The sequence below is a fragment of the Streptomyces sp. NPDC002573 genome, from assembly GCF_042889625.1.
GTDB classification, from domain to species: domain Bacteria; phylum Actinomycetota; class Actinomycetes; order Streptomycetales; family Streptomycetaceae; genus Streptomyces; species Streptomyces gibsoniae.
In genome coordinates, this window is sequence record NZ_JBIARC010000019.1 from 78,997 (window position 1) to 100,856 (window position 21,860).

The following is a 21,860-nucleotide window of genomic DNA, read 5'->3' on the forward strand; positions in this document are numbered from 1 at the left end:
GCCATGCGCTCCGGTGTCGTCGCCCTCGTCTCCGCCTCCCTCCTCTCCCTGCTCGGTGCCGCACCGCACCCCGCCCGGGAGGTCCCGCTGCCCCAGCGGATGGCGGACACCGGCGGCGGCACCCAGCTGATCACCGCGGAGGCGGCCACGACCGCCGCCACCTCGGGCACGGTCACCTGGTGGGACCGGCGGGGCGGGCAGTGGGTGAAGGCCGGTACGGCGCCCGCGCGCTTCGGTGCGCGCGGTCTCGTGGCGGGCGACGCGCGCAGACAGGGCACCAGCACGACTCCGACGGGGCTGTACGACCTGCCGTACGCGTTCGGCATCGAGGCCGCGCCCCCGGGGACGAGGACCTCGTACCGCCGGGTGCACCAGGACTCCTGGTGGTGCGAGGACAGCGGCTCGCGCTCCTACAACCGCTGGACGGAGCCCCTGCCGGCCGACTGCCGGGCCTCGGAGTCGGAGCATCTGATCGCCTACGACCCGTCGTACTCCCACGCCCTGGTCATCGGCTTCAACTACCACGCCCCGGTGCGCGACCGCGGCGCTGGCATCTTCCTGCACGTCAACGGCAAGGGGGCGACGGAGGGCTGTGTGTCGGTGCCCGAGGCGGCGATGCGGACGATCCTGGCCTGGGCGGACCCCGCGCGGGCGCCGCACATCGCGATCGGTACGACGGGCGGGGCCACCGCGCTCACCCGCTACTGACCCCGGCCCGGCCGTCCTCGGCCACGCCGCCGCCCGGCAGCCGCACGGTGAACGTCGTCGCGCCGGGGCGGGTGTCCAGCTCCACCGTGCCGCCGTGCGCCTCCGTCACCGCCGCCACGATCGACAGGCCCAGCCCCGCGCCGCCGCGGTGGTCGGGGCGACGGCGGTGATCGGCCCGGGTGAAGCGTTCGAAGACGCCGGAGCGGAGTTCCTCGGGCACGCCGGGGCCGTCGTCGTGGACCGCGAGGACAGCCGCCCGGCCCTCGGTCTCCAGCGAGACGCGGACCCCGGTGCCGGCCGGGGTGTGCAGACGCGCGTTGGCCAGCAGATTGGCCAGCACCTGCTGGAGCCGGTGGGTGTCGCCGGTCACCGTGACCGGCTCCTCGGACAGCTCCATCGTCCAGCGGTGGCCCGGTCCCGCGGCCCGCGCGTCCGTGACCGCGTCGAGGACGAGACGGGTGAGGTCCACGGGACGGCGCTCCAGCGGGCGGCCCGCGTCCAGCCGGGCCAGCAGCAGCAGATCGTCCACCATCTCGCCCATGCGCGCCGACTCGGCGGCGATCCGCTCCAGGGCGCGCTGCACCTCGGGCGGGACCGGACCCGGGTGCAGCAGTGCCAGCTCGGCGTGACCACGCACCGAGGCGACCGGCGTACGCAGCTCATGGCTGGCGTCGGCGGCGAAGCTGCGCAGCCGTTCCTCGCTCGCGTGCCGCTTGGTCAGCGCGTCCTCGACATGGCCGAGCATGCGGTTGAAGGCGGTGGCGACGCGGCCCACCTCGCTGCGCGGATGGCCCTCGGGGGCGCGCGGCGGCAGGGCGACCTCGCCACTGGCGAGCGGCAGCTCGCTGACCCGCACGGCGGTGTCGGCGACCCGGCTGAGCGGCCGCAGGGACCAGCGCACCCAGACGGCACCCGCGACACCCGCTACCGCGAGGGCCACGCCGAAGACGACGGCGGCGACGCGCTCCAGCCGGTGCACCGCCGTCTCGACCGGTTCCAGCGGCATCCCGGTGAGCAGGACGTCGCCGTCCCGGCCGGGCGTCGCGAGCACCCGGTAGCCGCCGAGGGACGACAGCCGGACGCTGTGGCCCCGGCGGTCCGTGGGGACCGCCGCGAGGGTGTGCTCGTCCCGGGCGCTCAGCGGGGCGCGCAGACCGGTGCTCTGGTCGCCGGGGCGCACCACCGCCGCGTTGGTGACCGTGACGCCGAGCAGCCGGGCGCCGAAGGTGCCGGCGGACTGCTTGCGGGTGTCCCCGTGCTCGTCGCCGTCGTGGTCGGACGGTTTGACGCCGTGTTCGAGGCTCGCCGGGAACCGCGGGCCGACATCGCGCAGCTGCTGGTCCAGCCGCCCGGTGAGAAAGCCGTTCAGCTCCACCACCGCGGCCACCCCGACGGCGGCGCAGCTGAGCGCGAGCAGCACGACGAGCCCGGCGGTGAGCCGGGCCCGCAGGGTCCGGGGCCGGGGCAGGCGCCGCACCCGCCGTACCGCCGCCGTCCGCACCCTCACCGGACCACCGGCTTGAGCACGTACCCGGCCCCGCGCACGGTGTGGATCATGGGCTCGCGGCCCGCGTCCACCTTCTTGCGCAGATACGAGATGTACAGCTCGACGACATGGGCCTGGCCGCCGAAGTCGTACGACCACACCCGGTCCAGGATCTGCGCCTTGCTGAGCACGCGCCGCGGATTGCGCATCAGGAAGCGCAGCAGTTCGAACTCCGTCGGGGACAGCTCGATCAGTTCACCGGCCCGGGTCACCTCACGGGCCTCGTCGTCCATGACCAGGTCGCCGACGACCAGCCGGGGGCCCTCCTCCAGCTGCCGGGCCATGCCCGCGCGGCGCAGCAGTCCGCGCAGCCGGGCGACGACCTCCTCCAGGCTGAACGGCTTGGTCACATAGTCGTCACCGCCCGCGGTGATGCCGGCGATGCGGTCCTCGACGGCGTCCCGCGCGGTGAGGAACAGCACACAGACGTCCGGCTGCACACCGTGCAGGGAGCGCAGCACCGCGAAGCCGTCGGTGTCCGGCAGCATCACGTCCAGGACGACGGCGTCGGGCATGTGGTCGCGGGCCTCGGCGACGGCCGTGGCCCCGTCGCCGGCCGTGCGCACGTCCCAGCCCTCGTAGCGCAGGGCCCCGGACAGCACCTCGGCGAGGTCCGGGTCGTCGTCGACTACGAGCACCCGCACGGGTGTGCCGTCGGGGCGGGAGAGGGCGGGGCGGCCCGATCGGGGTGTGTTCATCGCACTCACCAGCATCCCTCCTCTCCGCAGTGACCGACGCCGCCGGGACCTCTGAGTTCGCTGTGAGTACCGACACCCCGCCGCGCGCGACCTGGGCGCCCGCCCCCGCCGTCCGCTCCCCCTTCAGGTCCGCCTCATGTTGCTCAGAGCGCCCTCAGAGGTTTCCCCCGCACAGTTGCGTCCTCAACGTCCGAAAGGAACCGCCATGGCCACGGTGCACCAGTTGCAGGCGTCGCCCCTGCCGCCGATCGTCCGGCGCTCCCCGGCACCCTGGCTGCTGGCCGCGCTGTGGGCCGGGGCGGCCGCCGTGGTCGCCCTGTGGTGGTGGCACACCGACTCGGTGGTGGGCACGGCCGGCTGGCTCACCGGGGCCGGGCGGATCGCCGGGCTGCTGTGCGGATACGCCTGCGCGGTCCTGGTCGGGCTGATGGCCCGGGTGCCGCTCCTGGAGCGGCGGATCGGCTCGGACCGGGTGGCCCGCTGGCATGCGCGGGCCGGGCGGTACACGGTCTGTCTGCTGGTCGCGCATGTCGTCCTGATCATCGCCGGGTACGCCGCCCAGGACCGGGTGTCGCTCGTGCACGAGACGCTCACGGTGGTCCTCGACTATCCGGAGATGATCAAGGCCACCCTCGGAACGGTCGTCCTCCTCGCCGTCGGGATCACGTCGATGCGCGCGGTCCGCCGCCGGACCGGCCACGAATTCTGGTACTACGTCCACCTCCTGACCTACGCCGCCGTCTTCCTCGTCTTCGGCCACCAGCTGGCGCTGGGCGCGGAGTTCGCCGGGAACGCCCTCGCGCGGGGCCTCTGGTACGCGCTGTACCTCGGGGTCGCGGGCCTGGTGCTGTGGTTCCGGGTCCTCGCCCCCGTGCGGCTGAACCGGCGCCACCGACTGCGGGTGGAGGAGGTGCACCAGGAGGCGCGGGGTGTGTGGTCCGTGGTCGTGGGGGGCCGGCGCCTGGACGAACTGGGCGCGGCGCCGGGGCAGTTCTTCCGCTGGCGGTTCCTCACGGACGGTCTGCGCTGGACCTCGACGCCGTACTCCCTGTCCGCGCCGCCCCGCGCCACCCGGCTGCGGATCACCGTCAAGGCGCTCGGCGACCACAGCGCGTCGGTCGCACTGCTGCGGCCGGGCACCCGGGTGTGGGCGGAGGGCCCGTACGGATCGCTGACCGCTGACCGGCAGTCCAGCGGCAGGACCCTGCTGATCGCGGGCGGCGTCGGGATCACCCCGCTGCGTGCCCTGTTCGAGACGCTGCCGGGCGAGGTGACGCTGCTGTACCGGGCGCGCTCGGCCGAGGACCTGGCGCTGGGCGGCGAGCTGGAGGCCATCGCCCGCCGGCGGGGCGGCCGGGTGCTGTACGCCCTCAACGGCGCGGACGGCTCGCGTCCGCGGCTGACTCCCGGCGCGCTGCACGCCTCGGTGCCCGGCCTCGACGACCACGACGTGTTCCTGTGCGGTCCGCCCGCCTTCGCCGAGGACATGTACGAGGCGCTGCACGCGGCGGGGGTCCCGGACCGCCGCATCCACCACGAGTCGTTCGAGCTGTGAGGGCGTCATGCATCCGTTGAAGAGGAACAGCCCGCTGCGGCGCATCGTCCTGGCCACCGCCGCCACGGTGACCGGCGGGGTGATGCTGCTGTCGCTGAAGCCGCACACGGCACCGTCCCTGGCGGTGGGCGCGCCCGCGCCGTCCGGGTCCGGCGCGGCGAGCACGTCGGGGGGAGCGGACGGGTCTACGGGATCGGACGGTTCGAGCGGTTCCAGCGGTTCGAGCGGAACGGGCGGAACGACCGGTTCTGGTGGAGCGAGTGGATCCGGTGGATCCGGCGGGTCCACCGGCAGCAAGACCGCCACCGGGGAGTCCGTGCAGACGCGCTGGGGACCCGTCCAGGTCCGCGTCACGGTGGTGCGCGGCCGGATCACCGATGTCACGGCGGTCGACTATCCCCAGGACAACCCCAGGGACCAGGAGATCAACAGCTATGCGCTCCCACAGCTTCGGAGAGAGGTCCTCGCCGCACAGAGCGCGAACATCGACACCGTCTCCGGCGCCAGTTACACCAGCGAGGGTTACCGCCAGTCACTGCAGTCGGCCCTCGACTCCGCGGGGCTTTGAACGCCGGGCAGGTCTCGCACGTACCTCTGGGCCAAGGGGGCCACTGGCCTCACCCGTCCCACGGAGGATCACGGAGGACACCGTGTCCACGATCGCCGGTGGCCGCGCCGCGCGGCGCCAGACGATGCGCGCCATCCGCCCACGCCGCTCCCCTGCCGTCCCGCTGCTGGTCGCGGTCTGGGCGGGCGCGGCGGGCGTCATCTGGCTGTGGTGGATGAACACCCCGTCCATCGCCGACAACAACAGCAGGATCCTCAACGCGGGGCGGATCACCGGCCTGCTCGCCGGCTATCTGATGGCCCTGGTCGTGCTCCAGATGGCGCGGGTTCCCGCGTTGGAGCGGCGGGTCGGCTCCGACCGGGTCGCCCGCTGGCACGCCATGACCGGCCGGTACACCATCTGCCTGGTCCTCGCCCACCTCTTCCTGACCATGTGGGCCTACGCCCTGCAGAGCGGCAAGGGGCTGGGCGGGATCGTGCAGCAGACCATCGACTCGATCAACCAGCTGCCGGACGTGGGCAAGGCCGCCATCGGCACGGGTCTGCTGATCCTCATCGGGCTCATCTCGATGGGCCCGATCCGCCGCAGGATGTCGTACGACCTCTGGTACCACGTCCATCTGCTCACCTACGCGGCCACGTATCTGTCCTTCTGGCACCAGCTGTCGACCGGCAACGAGTTCGCCGTCCAGCCCGAGGCCAAGACGGCCTGGTACGCCCTCTACGGCTCGGTGACCGCGCTGGTGATCTGGTACCGCATCCTCACCCCGCTGCGGTTGAACCTGCGCCACCGGCTGCGCGTCGAGGCGGTCATCGAGGAGACGCCCGGCATCGTCTCGGTACTGATGACGGGCCGGAAGCTGCACCGGATCGGCGCGACGGCGGGGCAGTTCTTCCGCTGGCGCTTCCTCGCGCCCGGCCTGCGCTTCAGCTCGCACCCGTACTCCCTTTCCGCGGCCCCCCGCCCCAACATGCTGCGCATCACGGTGAAGGCCATCGGCGACCACAGCTCCGCGCTGCGGGACCTCACGCCCGGAACCCGGGTGTGGGCGGAGGGCCCCTACGGGGCGCTGACGGCGGACCGGCGCAGCCGCGGCAAGGTGCTGCTGGTGGCCGGTGGTGTCGGCATCACGCCGATGCGGGCGCTGTTCGAGACGCTGCCCGGCGCGCCCGGCGATCTGACCCTGCTCTACCGGGCGAACACCACCCAGGACCTGGCTCTGTGGGACGAGTTGGCCCAGATCGCCGAGGAGCGCGGCGCCCGGCTGATGTACGCGGTCAACAGCCCGGAGGGGGAGCGTCCGGACATCTCGGCGGACACCCTGCGCCGGAAGCTGCCGGACATCGACCGCCACGACGTCTTCATGTGCGGACCGCCCGGATTCGCACAGCAGGTGTACGAAGCAGTGCGCGGCGCGGGAGTTCCCGCCCGCCGCATCCATCACGAGTCGTTCGAGATGTGAGCGACGGGATTCAGGAGCTTTGGGAGCGATGAGGAAGAGCCACCCCATACGGCGTGCCGTGCTCGCCGGCGCCGCCACCGTGTCAGGGATCGTCCTGCTGCTGTCGCTGAAGCCGGCGTCGGGTCCGGCGTCCGCCCAGGCGGCGGGCGGGGTCGCGGCGCAGCAGACGGCCGCGGCCCAGGAGGCGCCGCAGGGCGGCAGCGGACAGCAGACCGGCGCGCAGTCCGTCACCGGTGAGGTGGCCAAGACGCAGTACGGCGATGTCCAGGTGCGGCTGACGCTGAGCGGCGGGAAGATCACCAAGGCCGAGGCCGTCCAGGCGCCCAAGGGCGGACTCAGCGACCAGAAGACGGCCATGTCCGTCCCGAAGCTCAACCAGGAGGCCGTCGCCGCGCAGAGCGCGCAGATCGACGCGGTCTCGGGCGCCACCTACACCAGCGGTGGCTACAAGCAGTCGCTGCAGTCGGCGATCGACAAGGCGAAGGCCGCGTCGGGCGGCTCCTCCTCCGGCTCCGCGGCCGGCAACGGCTCCGCGGGCGGCAAAGCTTCCGCCGGCGGCTCCGGGTCGTCGGGGTCGTCGGCCCAGGCGCGTACGGTCCTGGGTAACGTGGCCCAGACCCAGTACGGCAACGTCCAGGTGCGCCTCACCCTCAGCGGCGGGAAGATCACCAAGGCCGAGGCCGTCCAGGCGCCCAAGGGCGGACTCAGCGACCAGAAGACCGCGATGTCCGTCCCCAAGCTCAACCAGGAGGCGGTGAGCGCACAGAGTGCGAACATCGACGCGGTCTCCGGCGCGACGTACACCAGCGCCGGGTACAAGCAGTCCCTGCAGTCGGCCCTGGACAAGGCCGGTGGCTGAGTGTCCGAAGAGGTGACCGGTCCCGCCGGGGCTCCGCCCGTGCTGCGCCACGCGGAGGAGGTGATGGGCACCGTCGTCTCCTTCGATGTGCGCGGCGGCGAACCCGAGGCCGTGCGCACCGCGTTGGAGGAGGCGATCGCCGGACTCCACCGGGTGGACGAGGTGTTCAGCACCTACCGGGAGAACAGCCAGATCTCGCGGCTCGCCCGCGGTGAGACGACCGTCGAGGAGTGCGACCCGGAGGTCGCCGAGGTGCTCGCGCTCGGCGCCGAGGCGGAGCGGCTCAGCGACGGCTGGTTCAGCACGCGCTACGAGGGACGGACCGACCCGACCGGGATCGTCAAGGGCTGGGCGGTCGAACGGGCGGCCCGGCTGCTGTCCGCGACCGGGGCGAGCGGAGTGAGCGTCAACGGCGGCGGCGACGTCCAGTTGCACGGGGTTCCCGGGCCGCACCGCCCCTGGCGGGTCGGGGTGTCGGATCCGCTGCGCCCCGGCGGGCTCGCCGCGGTGGTCTCCGCGGCCCATGCCGACGAGCTGGCCGTGGCAACGTCCGGGACGGCGGAGCGCGGCGCGCACATCGTGGACCCGCGCACCGGGCGCTCGGCGGTGACCGACCTGGTCGCCGTGACCGTGGTGGCTCCCCGGCTGACCTGGGCCGACTGCTGGGCGACGGCCGCGTTCGCGATGGGTTCGCGGGAAGGGCTGGCCTGGCTGGAGTCGCTGCCGGACGTGGAAGCGCTGCTGATCACGGCGGGCGACGAGGTCCGGTGCACGGGCGGCCTGGCGTCCCGGCTGGGCTGACCGCACATGGGGAGGGCGCACCGGTGACCGGTGCGCCCTCCCCATGTGTGCGGGACGTGTGTCAGTGCCCCGCCTGCGCCAGCCGCAGCAGATGGTCCGCGAGCGCCTGGCCCCCGGTCGGATCCCGGCTGATCAGCAGCACGGTGTCGTCACCCGCGATGGTGCCGAGGATGTCGTGCAGTTCCGCCTGGTCGATGGCCGAGGCCAGGAACTGTGCCGCACCCGGCGGGGTGCGCAGGACCACGAGATTCGCGGACGCCTCCGCGGAGATCAGCAGCTCCTGGGACAGGCGCCGCATCCGCTCCTCCTTGGCCGAACCGCCCAGCGGTGCGCGCGGGGTGCGGAAGCCGCCCTCGCTCGGGACCGCGTAGATCAGATCGCCGTCCGTGTTGCGGATCTTCACCGCGTTCAGCTCGTCCAGGTCCCGGGAGAGCGTCGCCTGCGTGACGTTCAGCCCGTCGTCGGCGAGAAGTTTCGCCAACTGACTCTGGGAGCGCACCGGCTGCCGGTTGAGAATGTCCACGATCCGGCGGTGGCGCGCGGTGCGGGTCTGCGGCACGGCCGGTCCCGTGTGCTCATGGTCCTGCGCCTGGGTCATCGTCGTCTCATTCTCCGGATCGTCCGTCCCCGTTCACTGCGTCGAGGACACCGGGAAGCGCCCGGAGGAACGCCGCCACTTCGTCATCGCCGAGGTTCAGCGGCGGCATCAGCCGTACGACGTTCGGGGCGGGCGCGTTCACCAGGAGACCGGCGTCCTGAGCCGCCTGCTGCACCTGCTGTGCGAGCGGCTCGCTGAGCACGATACCCAGGAGCAGGCCCGCACCCCGGACATGGCCGATCAGCGGGTGCCCCAGCGACTCGATTCCCTCCCGCAGTCGCTCGCTCTGCCGCTTGACGTTCTCCAGCAGACCGTCGGCCGCGATGGTGTCGAGAACGGCGAGGCCGGCGGCGCAGGAGACGGGGTTGCCGCCGAAGGTCGTGCCGTGCTGGCCCGGCTGGAGCAGTTCGGCGGCGCGGCCGAAGGCGACGGTGGCGCCGAGCGGCAGTCCGCCGCCGAGCCCCTTGGCGAGCGTGACCACGTCCGGCAGGACGCCGTCGTGCGCCTGGTACTCGAACCAGTGGCCGGTACGGCCGATACCGGTCTGCACCTCGTCGAGCACGAGCAGCGCCCCGGTGGCCGCGGTGATCGCCCGGGCCGCCTTGAGATAGCCGGCGGGCGGGACGACGACCCCGTTCTCACCCTGGACGGGCTCGACGATCACGAGGGCGGTGTCCTCGGTGACCGCGGCGGCCAGCGCCTGTGCGTCGCCGTAGGGAACGTGCGTGACCTCGCCGGGCAGCGGCCGGAAGGGCTCCTGCTTGCCGGGCTGGCCGGTGAGCGCGAGGGCGCCCATGGTGCGGCCGTGGAAGCCGCCGTGGGTGGCGACCATATGGGTGCGCCCGGTGAGCCGGCCGATCTTGAAGGCGCCCTCGTTGGCCTCGGCACCGGAGTTGCAGAAGAACACCTTGCCGTCCCGGCCGAAGAGCTGGAGCAGCCGTTCGGCGAGGGCGACGGGCGGTTCGGCGATGAACAGGTTGGAGACATGGCCGAGGGAGGCGATCTGCCGGCCGACCGCCTCGACGACCGCGGGGTGGGCGTGGCCGAGCGCGTTGACCGCGATGCCGCCGACGAAGTCGAGGTACTCCTTGCCGTCGGCGTCCCACAGCCGGGTGCCCTCGCCGCGGACCAGAGGCAGCCTGGGGGTGCCGTAGTTGTTCATGAGCGCGCCCCGCCAGCGCCGGGTCAGCTCGTGGTTGGCGGAGTGCGCCACGCCGGCGGAGTCGGCGGTGGCATCGGTCGTACCGGTCATACGGCGCCCCCCTGGGCGAAATCGTCGGGCACGACCATCGTGCCGATGCCCTCGTCGGTGAAGATCTCCAGCAGGATCGAGTGCTGGACCCGGCCGTCTAGGACGCGGGCGGTGGTGACGCCGTTGCGCACGGCGAACAGACAGCCCTCCATCTTCGGGGCCATGCCGGAGGACAGCTCCGGCAGCAGCTTCTCCAGCTGGGAGGCGGTGAGGCGGCTGATCACCTCGTCGGAGTGGGGCCAGTCCTCGTAGAGTCCCTCGACGTCCGTGAGGACCATGAGGGTTTCGGCGCCCAGTGCCGCAGCGAGTGCCGCAGCCGCCGTATCAGCATTGACGTTGTAGACATGTCCGTCGTCCTGACTGCGGGCGATCGAGGAGACGACCGGGATACGGCCGTCGGCGAGCAGCGCCTCGATCGCGCCCGTGTCGATCTCGGTGATCTGGCCGACCCGCCCGATGTCGATCAACTGGCCGTCGATCTCGGGCCGGTGCTTGGTGGCGGTGATGGTGTGCGCGTCCTCGCCGGTGAGGCCGACGGCGAACGGGCCGTGCTGGTTGAGCAGCCCGACCAGCTCGCGCTGCACGTGTCCGGCGAGCACCATGCGCACCACGTCCATGGCCTCCTCGGTGGTGACCCGCAGGCCCGCCTTGAACTCGGTGGGAATGCCCTGCCGGTCGAGCGCCGCGCTGATCTGGGGACCGCCGCCGTGCACGACGACGGGCTTGAGGCCGGCGTGCCGCAGGAAGACGACGTCCTGGGCGAAGGCGGCCTTGAGCTCGTCGTTCACCATGGCGTTCCCGCCGAACTTGATGACGACGGTCTTGCCGTGGTGACGGGTCAGCCAGGGCAGCGCCTCGATGAGGATCTTGGCCTTGGGCAGGGCGGTGTGCTTACGCGTCTTTCCGGTGCTCATGAGGAGTAGGCGCTGTTCTCGTGGACGTAGTCGGCGGTGAGGTCGTTGGTCCAGATGGTGGCGGTCTCGCTGCCGGCGGCGAGGTCGGCGACGATGTGCACCTCGCGGTAGCGCATGTCGACCAGTTCGCGGTCCTCGCCCACGGAGCCGTTCTTGCAGACCCAGACGCCGTTGATGGCGACGTTGAGCTGGTCCGGCTCGAAGGCGGCCCGGGTGGTGCCGATCGCCGACAGGACGCGGCCCCAGTTGGGGTCCTCGCCGTGGATCGCGCACTTGAGGAGGTTGTTGCGGGCGATGGAGCGGCCCACCTCCACGGCGTCCTCCTCGGTGGCGGCGCCCACGACCTCGACCTTGATGTCCTTGCTGGCGCCCTCGGCGTCGCCGATGAGCTGACGCCCCAGGTCGGCGCAGACCTCCCGGACGGCCTCGGCGAACTCCGCGTACTCCGGGGTGATGCCGGACGCCCCGGAGGCGAGCAGCAGGACGGTGTCGTTGGTGGACATGCAGCCGTCGGAGTCGACCCGGTCGAAGGTGACCTTGGTGGCGGCGCGCAGGGCCCGGTCCAGGGTCTCCTGGTCGGCCTCGGCGTCCGTGGTGAGGACGACCAGCATGGTGGCGAGGCCCGGCGCGAGCATGCCGGCGCCCTTGGCCATGCCGCCCACGGTCCAGCCGCCGCGGCTCGCCACGGAGGTCTTGTGGACGGTGTCGGTGGTCTTGATGGCGATGGCCGCCTTCTCGCCGCCGTGCTCGGACAGCTGGGCGGCGGCCGTGTCGATGCCCGGGAGCAGCTTGTCCATGGGGAGCAGGACACCGATGAGGCCGGTGGAGCAGACGGCCACCTCGATGGCGCCCCGGCCGAGGACGTCGGCGACCTTCTCGGCGGTCGCGTGGGTGTCCTGGAAGCCCTTGGGCCCGGTGCAGGCGTTGGCGCCGCCGGAGTTGAGGACGACCGCGGAGACCTCGCCCGACTTGAGGACCTGCTCGGACCACAGCACGGGCGCGGCCTTCACACGGTTGGAGGTGAAGACGCCCGCGGCGGCGCGGCGGGGCCCGTTGTTGACCACGAGGGCCAGGTCCGGGTTGCCGTTCCCCTTGATCCCGGCAGCGACACCGGCCGCCGTGAATCCTTTTGCTGCCGTGACACTCACTGCGACTCCTTGTTCGCTTCTCCGCCCGTGCGGCGCAGCGGTGCGGCCTTCTCCCCCAGTGCCATAAGGGCCTGGGAGGTGCCCCCGGTCCGCGGCCCGGTGGCTGCACGTACGTCGCTCACGGTGCGACTCCGATCGTGGAAAGCCCCGTGGTCTCGTCGAGCCCGAGGGCGATGTTCATGCTCTGGACGGCACCGCCCGCGGTGCCCTTGGTCAGATTGTCGATGGCGCTGATCGCGATGATGCGATGCGCAGCGGCGTCGTACGCGACCTGCACCTGAACGGCGTTGGAACCGCAGACGGACGCGGTGGCGGGCCACTGTCCCTCGGGGAGCAGATGGACGAAGGGCTCGTCGGCGAAGGCCTTCTCGTAGGCGGCGCGGACGGACTCGGCGGTGACACCGGGCCGGGCCTTCGCGTTGCAGGTGGCCAGGATGCCGCGGGACATGGGCGCGAGGGTCGGGGTGAAGGAGACCGAGACGGCCTCCCCGGCGACCGCGCTGAGGTTCTGGATCATCTCGGGGGTGTGCCGGTGCACGCCGCCGACGCCGTACGGGGACATCGATCCCATGACCTCGCTGCCCAGCAGGTTCGGCTTGAGGGCCTTGCCGGCGCCGGAGGTGCCCGAGGCAGCCACGATCACGGCCTCGTGCTCGGCGAGGCCCGCGGTGTACGCGGGGAAGAGCGCGAGGGAGACGGCGGTCGGGTAGCAGCCGGGCACCGCGATGCGCCGGGTCCCGGTGAGCCGGGTGCGGCCACCGGGAAGTTCGGGAAGGCCGTAGGGCCAGGTGCCGGCGTGCGGGGTGCCGTAGAACCTCTCCCAGTCGGCCGCGTTCTCCAGCCGGAAGTCCGCGCCCATGTCGATCACCAGCACCTCCGCCCCGAGCTGCTCGGCGACCGCGGCGGACTGACCGTGGGGCAGGGCGAGGAAGACCGCGTCGTGCCCGGCGAGCGCCTCGGGGGCGGTCTCCTGGAGCACGCGGTCGGCCAGGGGCAGCAGATGTGGTTGCAGCGCGCCCAGGCGCTGTCCGACGTTGGAGTTCCCGGTCAGGGCGCCGATCTCGACCTCGGGATGTGCCAGGAGCAGACGCAGCAGCTCCCCACCCGCGTATCCGCTCGCTCCGGCGACCGCCGCACGTACCGTCATGGAACCTCCTCCTGGATGGCATGACTATACGTATTGCTGCACGTTTATGCAATCCTGGAGATCGTGCCTCTCCCTCGATGGTGACCTCCGCGACGCGTCACCGCACCGGAAGCCGCACCGGAGCACCCCCGTCCCGGGGAAGCATGATCGTCCGGGAGACGACGAAGGTGACGGGAATCGCCGCGGCGGAGGCGAGCAGCGGGGCGAATGCGTTCCCGGCATGGAGGACGTCGACGATCACATACACACCCACCGTCGTGACCAGGAAATTGGTCGCGTTCGTCAGAGGGAACAATAGGAATTTCCGCCAGGTGGGGCGCGTCCGATAGGTGAAGCGCGCATTGAGAAAAAACGAACCGACCATGCTGAGGGCGAACGCGAGAATGTGCGCCGCAAGATAAGGCAAACGGAGGAGGAACAGAAGGTAAAGTCCGTAATACGTGGCGGTGTTGACCACGCCCACCACGGCGAAAGTGAGAATCTGTCTCGCCATGGGACGCGAAGGTGTGAAGCGCATCAGGGAATGAGGTCCTTTGCCGTGTCGCGGGCCGTGCGGCGCTCCACGCGCTCCACGTTCGTCGCCTGCACCAGGAAGTGCGGACGCCTCTTGACCTCGTAGTAGATCCGGCCGGTGTACTCCCCGATGACCCCGAGCATGATCATCTGCACGCCCGCGAGCGCGGTGACGGCGCTGATGATCGTGACATAGCCGGGCGTCTGCACACCATGGACCAGCGCGGCGACCACGATCCACGCCGTGTACACCCCCGCCAGCAGCAGCAGGCCCATCCCCAGGTAGAGCGCGGCGCGCAGCGGCCTGTTGTTGAAGGAGAGCACGCCGTCCAGCCCGTAGTTGAGCAGGCTCCGGAAGGACCACGAGCTGCGGCCGTGCTCGCGCACCGCGTTGTCGTACTCGAAGGTGGTGGCGGGGAACCCGACCCAGGCGAACAGGCCCTTGGAGAACCGGTTGTACTCGCTGAGGGACAGGACGGCGTCCACCGTGCGCCGGGACAGCAGCCGGAAGTCGCCGACGCCGTCCATGAGTTCCACGTCGACGAGCCGGTTGACCAGCCGGTAGTACAGGCGGGCCGTGACCGTGCGGGCGATCCGGTCACCGGTCCTGCTGCGCCGGGCTATCACCTGGTCGTAGCCCTGTCCGCACAGGTCCACCATGCGCGGTATCAGTTCCGGCGGGTGCTGCAGATCCGCGTCCATGACGATCACGGAGTCCCCCGAGGCATGGCGCAGCCCGGCGAGCAGTGCCGCCTCCTTGCCGAAGTTGCGGCTGAAGGAGACGTACCGCACCCGCGCGTCGAGGGCGGCCAGCTGCTTCAGGGCCGCGAGGGTCTCGTCGCGGCTGCCGTCGTCGACGTACACGAACTCCATGTCGTGGCCGAGCGGAAGAAGTTCGTCCGCGACCTTCTGGACCTCGTCGTGGAATCGCCCTATGACTTCTTCCTCGTTGTAGCAGGGTGCGACGATCGAGATGAGCATGGTTCTCCCCTTGAGGACGCGGTCGGCGTGAACGCGTGGTCGATGAGCGTCGGTCATGCGCTCGGACGAGTGGTCATGGATGGAGCCGGGTGGCCCGCGGCACGCCGGCGGCGGACGGCCGTGACCACGCACAGCAGCACCAGGGACAGCAGCGAGACGGCCCCGACCGCCCCGCCCAGCCGCAGGCCGGGCGGATGGAAGGTGCAGGTCAGGCTGGTCGAGGAGCCGTCCAGCGGCACGGCGATCAGCCCGAGGTACTGCCCCGCGGGCACAGCGGAGGCCCCGCCCGTGGCGCAGCGCCAGCCCGCGATACGGGGGGCCGCGACGACGGCGGTGCCGGTGCTGCCGGCGGGCAAATGGGCCCGGACTGTGCCGTCGGAGACGGTCACGTCGGTGGCGCCGGTGGCCGTCAGATGCCCGACGGCGGTGCGCAGCCGACCGGTGTCCAGGCAGCCGACCGCCCCGTCCGGGATGACGCCCGTCCGGTCGGGGGACAGCTCGATCCGCAGCCGGCCGGACGCCGGAACCCTGCCCAGCCGCTGCATGGCGGCGATCTTGGTGACGGGGTAGTCGGACCGGAACCGCCCGGTCGGCCCGGTGGCGGGGTCGCTCGCGAGGCGCGCGGTGCCCGAGAAGTGCGGCGCCCACAGGTACACCTCGCTGCCCGCCGGGCAGTCGGCGGTGATGGACGGCCGCCGCACGGCATCGGGAACGGCACCGATGCGCAGGCCCGGCCGCGCGTCCTCGCTGCGGCTCGGCGGCCTTCCGGCGCTGGTGCGCACCGTCAGGCGGGGCACGGTGTAGACCCGGGCGCCGAGCAGCAGTTCCTGGTTGCGGTACGGCGACGGACCGAAGGCCGTCACCTCCCTGCGCCCGGCGGACGGCCGTACGGTGACCAGGGGCGGCACGTCCTGCCGCGAGACGGTCACCCCGCTGCCGTCCTGTGGGAACCAGTTCTGGTGCGGGTCCGGCGGCGAGTGCACCCGCGCGCCCACGGAGAAGATCGCGTCCGTGACCGCGTTGTCCAGGCTCTGCAGATTCCGGCCCCGCGAGGTCCAGCCGTCTCCGAGGGCGGTCAGCGTACGGCTGAGGACGTCGGAGGTGAGGCTGCTGTAGTACTGGGCGCCCTGACCGCCCACCAGCAGCGGGTCGTTGCCGACGGTCTGCTCGCGGCCCGGATCGGTGCGGTACCGGGGCCAGCCGTCGGCCTCGGCGATCGCGTCCGCCTGCTGTTCCTGCCGCGCGCCCCAGGGCGCGTAGTCGTCCATGTGCGCGAGCCGCAGCCGGGTGGCCACGGCGGCGGTGGCGGTGGTCTCGCCGAACTGCCCGCCGAGGAGCAGCGCCACGGCGAGCCCGGCCAGGACGGTACGGCGCCCACCCCGGGCGAGCCGCCCGCGGTCGGTGAGACCGAGCAGGGCCAGCCCGCCCAGGGCGCCCACGGCGGCGAGCAGCAGCACCGGCCAGGCGAAGGGACGCACCAGAGCGCTGCAGCCGGCGACGGCGGTGATGAGCGCCAGGAGCGCGCCCGCCGCGGCCAGTGCGCGCGGGGCGGGCACGCCGTATGCGAGCGCGTGCCACGCGGCGATCACCAGCAGCGCGCACAGGACGAAGGCCTGCCGGTAGGAGCTGCCCTGCGGGGTGGTGAAGGCGTGCCAGACCAGACTGGTCGGCGCCCACTGCAGGGACAGCGCCACCGCGACCACCAGCAGCGTCCACCCGGTGCGCACCCGTCGGGGCACCCCGCGGTGGAAGGGCAGGGCGAGGGCCAGCAGCAGCGCGGTGATGCCCACGTACACGGCCGGTGTGCTGAAGCTGTACGTCGTCGGCAGCAGACGGGCCAGCAGGTCCTGGCTCGCCACCGGGACGAACTGGCTGGTCCTGCCCGGGTAGGCGTGCCCGGTGCCGAAATACACCACCGTCACCAGAGGTGCCGCGAGACCGACGCCGAGGCCGACGGTGACACAGGCCCGGCCCACCGCCGCGAGCGCCTGCCGGCGCGGCGGCCGGGTGAGCCGGAGGCGGAGCAGCAGCACCAGGGCCGCGGCGAAAGTCGCCATGTACGCGGTGTAGAAGTTGGCGGCCCAGGAGAGCGCCACGACCAGGATCCCGAGCACCCGGCGCCGTCCGCTCAGCGCCCATTCGCCAACCAGGCACAGCAGTGGCAGGGCGATGAGGCCGTCGAGCCACATGGGGTTGTACGCGGCGTCGGTGACGCTCCACCCGCACAGGGCGTAGGACGCGCCCAGCAGTCCCGCCGCCCACCAGCGACCGGGGCGCAGGGCGAGCAGCAGCACGGCCATGGCGGCGGCCGCCGCGGCCGTCTTCAGCACGGTGATCACATAGACCGCGAGGTCGATCTCGTTCCGTGGGAACACCGCCACGAGCAGGGCGAACGGGCTGCCGAGATACGTACCGAGGTCGGGCAGGAAGCCGGTGCCGAAGCCGGACTGCCAGTTGACCAGGAGTCCGCCGTCGGCCCTTCCGTGCAGCAGGTCCCACAGGTGCGCGTGGAAGGGCACGTACTGGTTGCCCAGGTCGTTGATGCTGCGGGTGCGGGGGCCGAAGGGGAAGGTGCGGGCGACGACACCGGCCGCGCAGGACACCGTGACGGTGATGACCGCCGCGAGCAGGGCCCCGGCCGGCCCGGGTCGGGTCGGCCGGGGCAGCCGCAGGCGGCGACGGCGGTCGGCAGGCCGGCCGGGTGACGGATCGACAGGCCGGCTCGGGGCGGGCACGGGTGGCCGGTCGGCCCCCTGGGGCGCCTCGGTCTCCGGCTCGGGAGGGGTTGTGGGTTTCACGTCCTCTCCCTGTTCACACGGCGGCGCGGGTTTCCGTGAGGAACGTCTCTTCCACGACGGCAACCGGCCGCGCTTTCCCGGAAGAAGCGGACCGAGAGAGATTCGGCGGCTGCCGGAAGCACCGGGGACACATACGGAAAACCGGCGATGGGCAGGGTCGGGCAAACCATTCTCGGCAGGCTCCCAGGGAATGGGGGACGCAAGACGTCCCATCCGGGGATGTCGTTCCCCGTACGTCATCGATTCGCCGACTTAGACCGGCACTGCTTCGAAACGGTTGCATCCACATGGAAAAGTGAGGTGATTAATTCCGAATGCGTGCTGGGACGTTGCGCTGTCGTCATGCACCGCGGGCGCGGGCGGTTCCGGGCCCGCCCGGCCCCGGGCATAGGGTCGACGGCATGGATTCCAGCTTCTGGCCCGTGCCGGACGTGCTCGCCCATCTCGCCGGGCGGTGGAGCGTCGAGCGTGTCGTACGCGACCTCGCTAGCGGCGAGGAGGGCCGCTTCAGCGGGACGACGGTGTTCTCGCCGCTGGAGGACGGCGGCGACGGGCTGCTGCACCAGGAGTCCGGCACGTTCGTCTGGCGAGGCACTCCGCGGCCCGCCGAGCGGACGCTGTGGTTCCTGCCCGGGGACTCCGCCGGCACGGCGCAGGTGCGGTTCGTGGACGGCCGCCCGTTCCACGACCTCGATCTCACCACCGGCCGCCATGTCGCCGACCATCCGTGCGCGGCGGACCTGTACGGGGGCGAGTTCACCGTCCGGGACGCGGACCACTGGCGCACGGTGTGGCGCGTGGGCGGTCCCGCGAAGGACCTGGTGCTGACCACCGACTACGTGCGCGAGCGCTAGGCCCTGCCCGGTCTACCGGGCCTCCGGCTCCAGGCGGAGGTTCCAGCGTCCGTCGCGTCCGGCGAGCGTGACCGTCGACAGCGGACGGACGTCGATGTTCCAGTACGCCGACGGCTGCGCCCGCAGGGCATAGACCAGGGCGGCCCGCACCACCGACGGCTCCGCCACGGCCACGACCCGGCTGCCGTCGTTCACCGGACGGGTCTCCAGCCAGCCGCCCACCCGGGAGATGAACCCGTGCAGCGACTCGCCGCCGTGCGGTGTGGAGCGGGGGTCCGCGAGCCAGGCGTCCACCGCCGAGGGCTCCCGGGCCATCGCCTCCCCCAGCGTGAACCCGCGCCAGCGGCCCATGTCGCAGTCCCGCAGCGCGAGCTGCACCAGCGGCGCGTACCCGAGCGCGTCGCCGGTCGCCCGGCTCCGTGGCGTGGGCGAGCAGTAGCGCAGCTCGGCCGCCGCCAGCGGCACCAGATCCCGGGCGGCCCGTTGCACCTCGTCCCAGCCCGCCTGGTCCAGCGGGCGGTCGTCCTCGAAACGTTCCGCGAGCAGCGTGGAGCTGCGCGCGGCGGCGACGAACGTGACCCGAACATGCACACGGCGATGGTGTGACGCGCAAGTGCGCAGGTCAAGACCCGTTACTCAGCGGATACCAAGGGCATCGTCCGCGTGACCGGGCCCCGAGCGGTGCGTCTGTGGGCCGGTGTCCCGTTTCGTCCGCCGGCCCGCGTCCATGGATCTGTCCGGTCCGGCACCTGTCGCTACCGGGGACCGAGCACATGGTCGCAGGCGGTGCGCAGACGCCGTATGCCCTCCAGGATTTCCCCGGTCCCGGCGACGGCCGCGAAGCTCAGCCGGAGGTGGGCGGCGGGGGGTTCGGCGCTGAAGTAGGGGCGGCCCCGGGCGACCGCGACGCCCGCTCGCAGGGCGCCCGCGACGAGCGCCGACTCATCGGTGCCGTCGGGCAGCCGGGTCCACAGGTGGTATCCGCCGGAGGGGATGTGCGGCAGGGCGAGTTCCGGCAGATGCAGGCCGAGGGCGGCGGTCAGCGTGCCCCGGCGCTGCTTCAACTCGGCGGCGACGGCGCGCAGATGGCGGGGCCACGCGGGCGAGCCGACGAGTTCGAGCGCGGCCTCCTGGAGCGGGCGCGGCACGAAGAACGTGTCGACGACCTGGATCGCGCGCAGCCGTTCCAGGACCGGGCCGCGTGCGGCCAGCGCGCTGACCCGGAAGCTGGGCGAGGTGGCCTTGGTGAGCGAGGAGACATGCACGACGACCCCGTCGGGATCCTCCGCGATCAGCGGCGCCGGCAGCGGACCGGCGTCCTCGTGCGCCAGTCGCCGTACGAAGTCGTCCTCGATGACGAACGCCCCGGCCTCGCGCGCGATGTGCAGCACCTCGCGCCGGCGCTCCGGCGCGAGCACGGCGCCGGTCGGGTTCTGGAACAGCGGCTGACAGACGACGACGCGGGCGCCGCTCGCCCGGAAGGCGTCCGCGAGCAGGGCCGGTTTCAGCCCGTCGGAGTCGACCGGCACGGGCACGGGCCGCAGACCCGCCGCGCGGGCGATCGCCAGCATGCCGGGGTAGGTGGGCGACTCGACCAGCACGGGGGCGCCGGGCGATGCCAAGGCCCTCAGTGCGGTGGTCAGCGCGGACTGGCCGCCTGCCGTGATCAGTACGTCGGACGCGGTGATCGCGCCGCCGATCCCGCGCGCGAACCACTCGCGCAGCTCGGCCACGCCCTCCACCGGCGGCCGGGCCCACACCCCCGGGCGGCGCCCGGCCCGGGACAGGGCCGCGCCCATGGCACGCTCCGGCTGCAGGGCGGGGTGCAGATAGCCGCCGTTGAACTCGACGACACCGGGGGGCGGGGCGGCGAGGGAGTCCAGCACACCGGAGGCGTCGACGCTGCGGGGCACGAGCTCGGCGGCGCCCTCCGCGCTGAGGGCGACCTCCTGCCAGGCGGTGTCCCCGACCTCGGGGGCCGTCGCACGCGGCTCGGCCCGGAAGGCGCCGGCCCCGGGCCGCGTCACCACGAGCCCCTCGCCGGCCAGCTGCGCGAACGCGCGGGACACGGTCACCGGGCTGACCCGGAATCGCTCGACGAGTGCCCGGCTGGACGGCAGCTTCTCTCCTGGAGAGTAGCGCTTCACCTCGGACCGCAGTCTGCCCGCCAGTTCCTCGACACTGCTACCCTCTTGCATGAGAGAACAGGATAGCGCTATCAAGACCGCGGCGATAGCGGCCGCGCAGCCCGACGGCGGCACCGCCACCCGCCCGGCCCCGCGCTACGGCGGCACCCTGCAGGCCGCCCTCGGGGTCGTCGCCTTCTCCCTGACGTTCCCCGCCACCGCCTGGGGGCTGGAGGGGTTCGGTCCCTGGTCGCTGGTGGCGGTGCGCAGCGCGCTGGCCGCCGTCATCGCCGGCAGCTGTCTGCTCGCGCTCCGGGTCCCCGTGCCCGCGCGGTCGCACCGGGCGGGGATCGTCGTGGTCGCGGCCGGGGTCGTGCTCGGCTTCCCGCTGCTGACCACCCTCGCCCTGCGCACCTCGACGACCGCGCACGCCGCGGTGGTCGTGGGGCTGCTCCCGCTCACGACCGCCGTCTTCTCCGCCCTGCGCATGGGCGTCCGCCCCTCCCGTACCTTCTGGCTCGCCGCCCTGGCCGGCGCCGCGGCCGTCATCGCGTTCACCGTGCAGCAGAGCGGCGGCGCGCTGACCGGCGCGGACGCCTATCTCTTCGGGGCCCTGCTGATCTGCGCCGCGGGCTACACCGAGGGCGGCCGGCTGGCCCGGGTCATGCCGGGCTGGCAGGTGATCGGCTGGGCGCTGGTGATGTGTCTGCCGCTCAGCGTGCCGGGCGTGCTCCTCGCCCTCTCCTACGAGCCCGTCCACCTCATCGCGCACGCCGTGACGGGGGTGCTGTGGGTGGCGGCCGGCTCCCAGTTCCTGGGCCTGGTCGTCTGGTACCGGGGCATGGCGGCCGTCGGAATCCCCCGTGCCAGCCAGTTGCAGCTGGCACAGCCGCTGCTCACACTGGTGTGGTCGGTACTGCTCCTCGGTGAGCATCTCACCCCGGCCGCTCCGCTGACGGCCGCCGCGGTGCTGGTGTGTATCGCGGTCACCCAGCGGGCGAGAGCCTGACCGGGTTGGGGCGCGCGGACCGGGTCGACCGGCGCCACCGGCCGTACGAGACGGCCACGGACCGATACTCCCGCATGTGACGAGGAGGCCCCCCAGATGCGCGCGACTGTGGGCGACAAATTGGTGCAGCACGGCAGGATCGTCGGGCAGCACGACAAGGTCGGCGAGATCGTGGAAGTGATGGGCTCGGACGGCAACCCGCCGTATCGCGTCCGCTTCCAGGACGGGCACGAGGGCGTGTGCTCCCCCGGACCCGACACCGAGATCCGCCACAAGGAGATGGGTCAGCAGATCGGACGCTAGGTCCTGTCGTCAAACTCCCG

Annotated in this window: 22 protein-coding genes; 9 read left to right on the forward strand and 13 right to left on the reverse strand. The window is 72.4% G+C overall.

The window, feature by feature from the left end; translation table 11 throughout:
• Window positions 1–3: 3 nt before the first annotated feature.
• Window positions 4–708 carry a L,D-transpeptidase gene (locus ACFYX0_RS19680; RefSeq protein ID WP_388971749.1) on the forward strand — a complete coding sequence of 235 codons (705 nt, stop codon included), beginning with the start codon at window positions 4–6 and terminating at the stop codon, window positions 706–708.
• On the opposite strand, the gene ACFYX0_RS19685 is transcribed toward ACFYX0_RS19680, so the two are convergent.
• Complete coding sequence (locus ACFYX0_RS19685; protein WP_388971751.1) at window positions 695–2,215, reverse strand: sensor histidine kinase; 1,521 nt, start codon at window positions 2,213–2,215, stop codon at window positions 695–697. The two genes, ACFYX0_RS19680 and ACFYX0_RS19685, sit on opposite strands and share 14 nt — an antisense overlap.
• A complete protein-coding gene (locus ACFYX0_RS19690) occupies window positions 2,212–2,952 on the reverse strand; it encodes a response regulator transcription factor (protein WP_355909985.1) in 741 nt (246 codons plus the stop codon). The genes ACFYX0_RS19685 and ACFYX0_RS19690 overlap by 4 nt, the downstream gene beginning before the upstream one ends.
• Before the next feature lie 205 nt (window positions 2,953–3,157).
• Between ACFYX0_RS19690 and ACFYX0_RS19695 the strand changes: the two genes are divergently transcribed.
• The 5 genes from ACFYX0_RS19695 to ACFYX0_RS19715 all read left to right on the forward strand — a co-directional run bounded on the left by ACFYX0_RS19695 (window position 3,158) and on the right by ACFYX0_RS19715 (window position 8,197).
• Window positions 3,158–4,507 (forward strand): ferric reductase-like transmembrane domain-containing protein, encoded by a 1,350-nt coding sequence (locus ACFYX0_RS19695; RefSeq protein WP_388971753.1) that lies wholly within the window; start codon window positions 3,158–3,160, stop codon window positions 4,505–4,507.
• A gap of 7 nt (window positions 4,508–4,514) precedes the next feature.
• Window positions 4,515–5,075 carry an FMN-binding protein gene (locus ACFYX0_RS19700; RefSeq protein ID WP_388971755.1) on the forward strand — a complete coding sequence of 187 codons (561 nt, stop codon included), beginning with the start codon at window positions 4,515–4,517 and terminating at the stop codon, window positions 5,073–5,075.
• A gap of 124 nt (window positions 5,076–5,199) precedes the next feature.
• Window positions 5,200–6,537: a ferric reductase-like transmembrane domain-containing protein gene (locus ACFYX0_RS19705; protein ID WP_388971825.1), complete on the forward strand. Its 1,338-nt coding sequence runs from the start codon at window positions 5,200–5,202 to the stop codon at window positions 6,535–6,537.
• A gap of 28 nt (window positions 6,538–6,565) precedes the next feature.
• A complete protein-coding gene (locus tag ACFYX0_RS19710; RefSeq protein WP_388971757.1) occupies window positions 6,566–7,396 on the forward strand; it encodes an FMN-binding protein in 831 nt (276 codons plus the stop codon).
• Between the two features lie 63 nt (window positions 7,397–7,459).
• Window positions 7,460–8,197, forward strand: coding sequence for an FAD:protein FMN transferase (locus ACFYX0_RS19715; RefSeq protein WP_388971827.1), 738 nt, complete (start codon window positions 7,460–7,462; stop codon window positions 8,195–8,197).
• Window positions 8,198–8,258: 61 nt separating this feature from the next.
• Here the strand turns inward: ACFYX0_RS19715 and ACFYX0_RS19720 are convergent, their stop codons facing one another.
• The 9 genes from ACFYX0_RS19720 to ACFYX0_RS19760 all read right to left on the reverse strand — a co-directional run bounded on the left by ACFYX0_RS19720 (window position 8,259) and on the right by ACFYX0_RS19760 (window position 17,416).
• Complete coding sequence (locus ACFYX0_RS19720) at window positions 8,259–8,795, reverse strand: arginine repressor (protein ID WP_355909970.1); 537 nt, start codon at window positions 8,793–8,795, stop codon at window positions 8,259–8,261.
• 7 nt (window positions 8,796–8,802) lie between these two features.
• On the reverse strand, window positions 8,803–10,047 hold the full coding sequence (locus ACFYX0_RS19725; RefSeq protein WP_355909967.1) for an acetylornithine transaminase: 1,245 nt from the start codon (window positions 10,045–10,047) through the stop codon (window positions 8,803–8,805).
• Window positions 10,044–10,961 (reverse strand): acetylglutamate kinase, encoded by a 918-nt coding sequence (gene argB / locus ACFYX0_RS19730; RefSeq protein WP_388971760.1) that lies wholly within the window; start codon window positions 10,959–10,961, stop codon window positions 10,044–10,046. Before argB ends, ACFYX0_RS19725 begins: the two co-directional genes overlap by 4 nt.
• Entirely contained in the window at window positions 10,958–12,109 is a 1,152-nt protein-coding gene (argJ, locus tag ACFYX0_RS19735) for a bifunctional glutamate N-acetyltransferase/amino-acid acetyltransferase ArgJ (protein WP_355909961.1), read from the reverse strand. The genes argB and argJ overlap by 4 nt, the downstream gene beginning before the upstream one ends.
• Window positions 12,106–12,231 (reverse strand): hypothetical protein, encoded by a 126-nt coding sequence (locus tag ACFYX0_RS19740; RefSeq protein WP_355909958.1) that lies wholly within the window; start codon window positions 12,229–12,231, stop codon window positions 12,106–12,108. The genes argJ and ACFYX0_RS19740 overlap by 4 nt, the downstream gene beginning before the upstream one ends.
• Window positions 12,228–13,256, reverse strand: a complete 1,029-nt coding sequence (gene argC / locus ACFYX0_RS19745) for an N-acetyl-gamma-glutamyl-phosphate reductase (protein WP_388971762.1) — start codon at window positions 13,254–13,256, stop codon at window positions 12,228–12,230. Before argC ends, ACFYX0_RS19740 begins: the two co-directional genes overlap by 4 nt.
• Window positions 13,257–13,353: 97 nt before the next feature.
• Window positions 13,354–13,773, reverse strand: a complete 420-nt coding sequence (locus tag ACFYX0_RS19750) for a GtrA family protein (RefSeq protein WP_388971764.1) — start codon at window positions 13,771–13,773, stop codon at window positions 13,354–13,356.
• A complete protein-coding gene (locus tag ACFYX0_RS19755) occupies window positions 13,773–14,750 on the reverse strand; it encodes a glycosyltransferase family 2 protein (protein WP_388971766.1) in 978 nt (325 codons plus the stop codon). The genes ACFYX0_RS19750 and ACFYX0_RS19755 overlap by 1 nt, the downstream gene beginning before the upstream one ends.
• Window positions 14,751–14,803: 53 nt before the next feature.
• The gene (locus tag ACFYX0_RS19760) at window positions 14,804–17,416 is read right to left on the reverse strand and encodes a YfhO family protein (RefSeq protein ID WP_388971829.1); all 2,613 of its coding nucleotides are present in this window, start codon (window positions 17,414–17,416) and stop codon (window positions 14,804–14,806) included.
• Window positions 17,417–17,949: 533 nt separating this feature from the next.
• Between ACFYX0_RS19760 and ACFYX0_RS19765 the strand changes: the two genes are divergently transcribed.
• Window positions 17,950–18,402: a DUF6314 family protein gene (locus ACFYX0_RS19765; protein ID WP_388971768.1), complete on the forward strand. Its 453-nt coding sequence runs from the start codon at window positions 17,950–17,952 to the stop codon at window positions 18,400–18,402.
• Between the two features lie 12 nt (window positions 18,403–18,414).
• Here ACFYX0_RS19765 and ACFYX0_RS19770 read toward each other — a convergent pair whose 3' ends face one another.
• Both ACFYX0_RS19770 and ACFYX0_RS19775 read right to left on the reverse strand, forming a co-directional pair.
• Window positions 18,415–18,993 (reverse strand): histidine phosphatase family protein, encoded by a 579-nt coding sequence (locus ACFYX0_RS19770; RefSeq protein ID WP_388971769.1) that lies wholly within the window; start codon window positions 18,991–18,993, stop codon window positions 18,415–18,417.
• A 164-nt stretch (window positions 18,994–19,157) separates the two neighbouring features.
• On the reverse strand, window positions 19,158–20,600 hold the full coding sequence (locus ACFYX0_RS19775) for a PLP-dependent aminotransferase family protein (protein ID WP_388971770.1): 1,443 nt from the start codon (window positions 20,598–20,600) through the stop codon (window positions 19,158–19,160).
• Between ACFYX0_RS19775 and ACFYX0_RS19780 the strand changes: the two genes are divergently transcribed.
• Together ACFYX0_RS19780 and ACFYX0_RS19785 are read left to right on the forward strand one after the other, a co-directional pair.
• A complete protein-coding gene (locus ACFYX0_RS19780) occupies window positions 20,599–21,537 on the forward strand; it encodes a DMT family transporter (protein WP_388971772.1) in 939 nt (312 codons plus the stop codon). The genes ACFYX0_RS19775 and ACFYX0_RS19780 overlap by 2 nt on opposite strands.
• A gap of 96 nt (window positions 21,538–21,633) precedes the next feature.
• On the forward strand, window positions 21,634–21,840 hold the full coding sequence (locus ACFYX0_RS19785; RefSeq protein ID WP_355909935.1) for a DUF1918 domain-containing protein: 207 nt from the start codon (window positions 21,634–21,636) through the stop codon (window positions 21,838–21,840).
• Window positions 21,841–21,860: the final 20 nt, after the last annotated feature.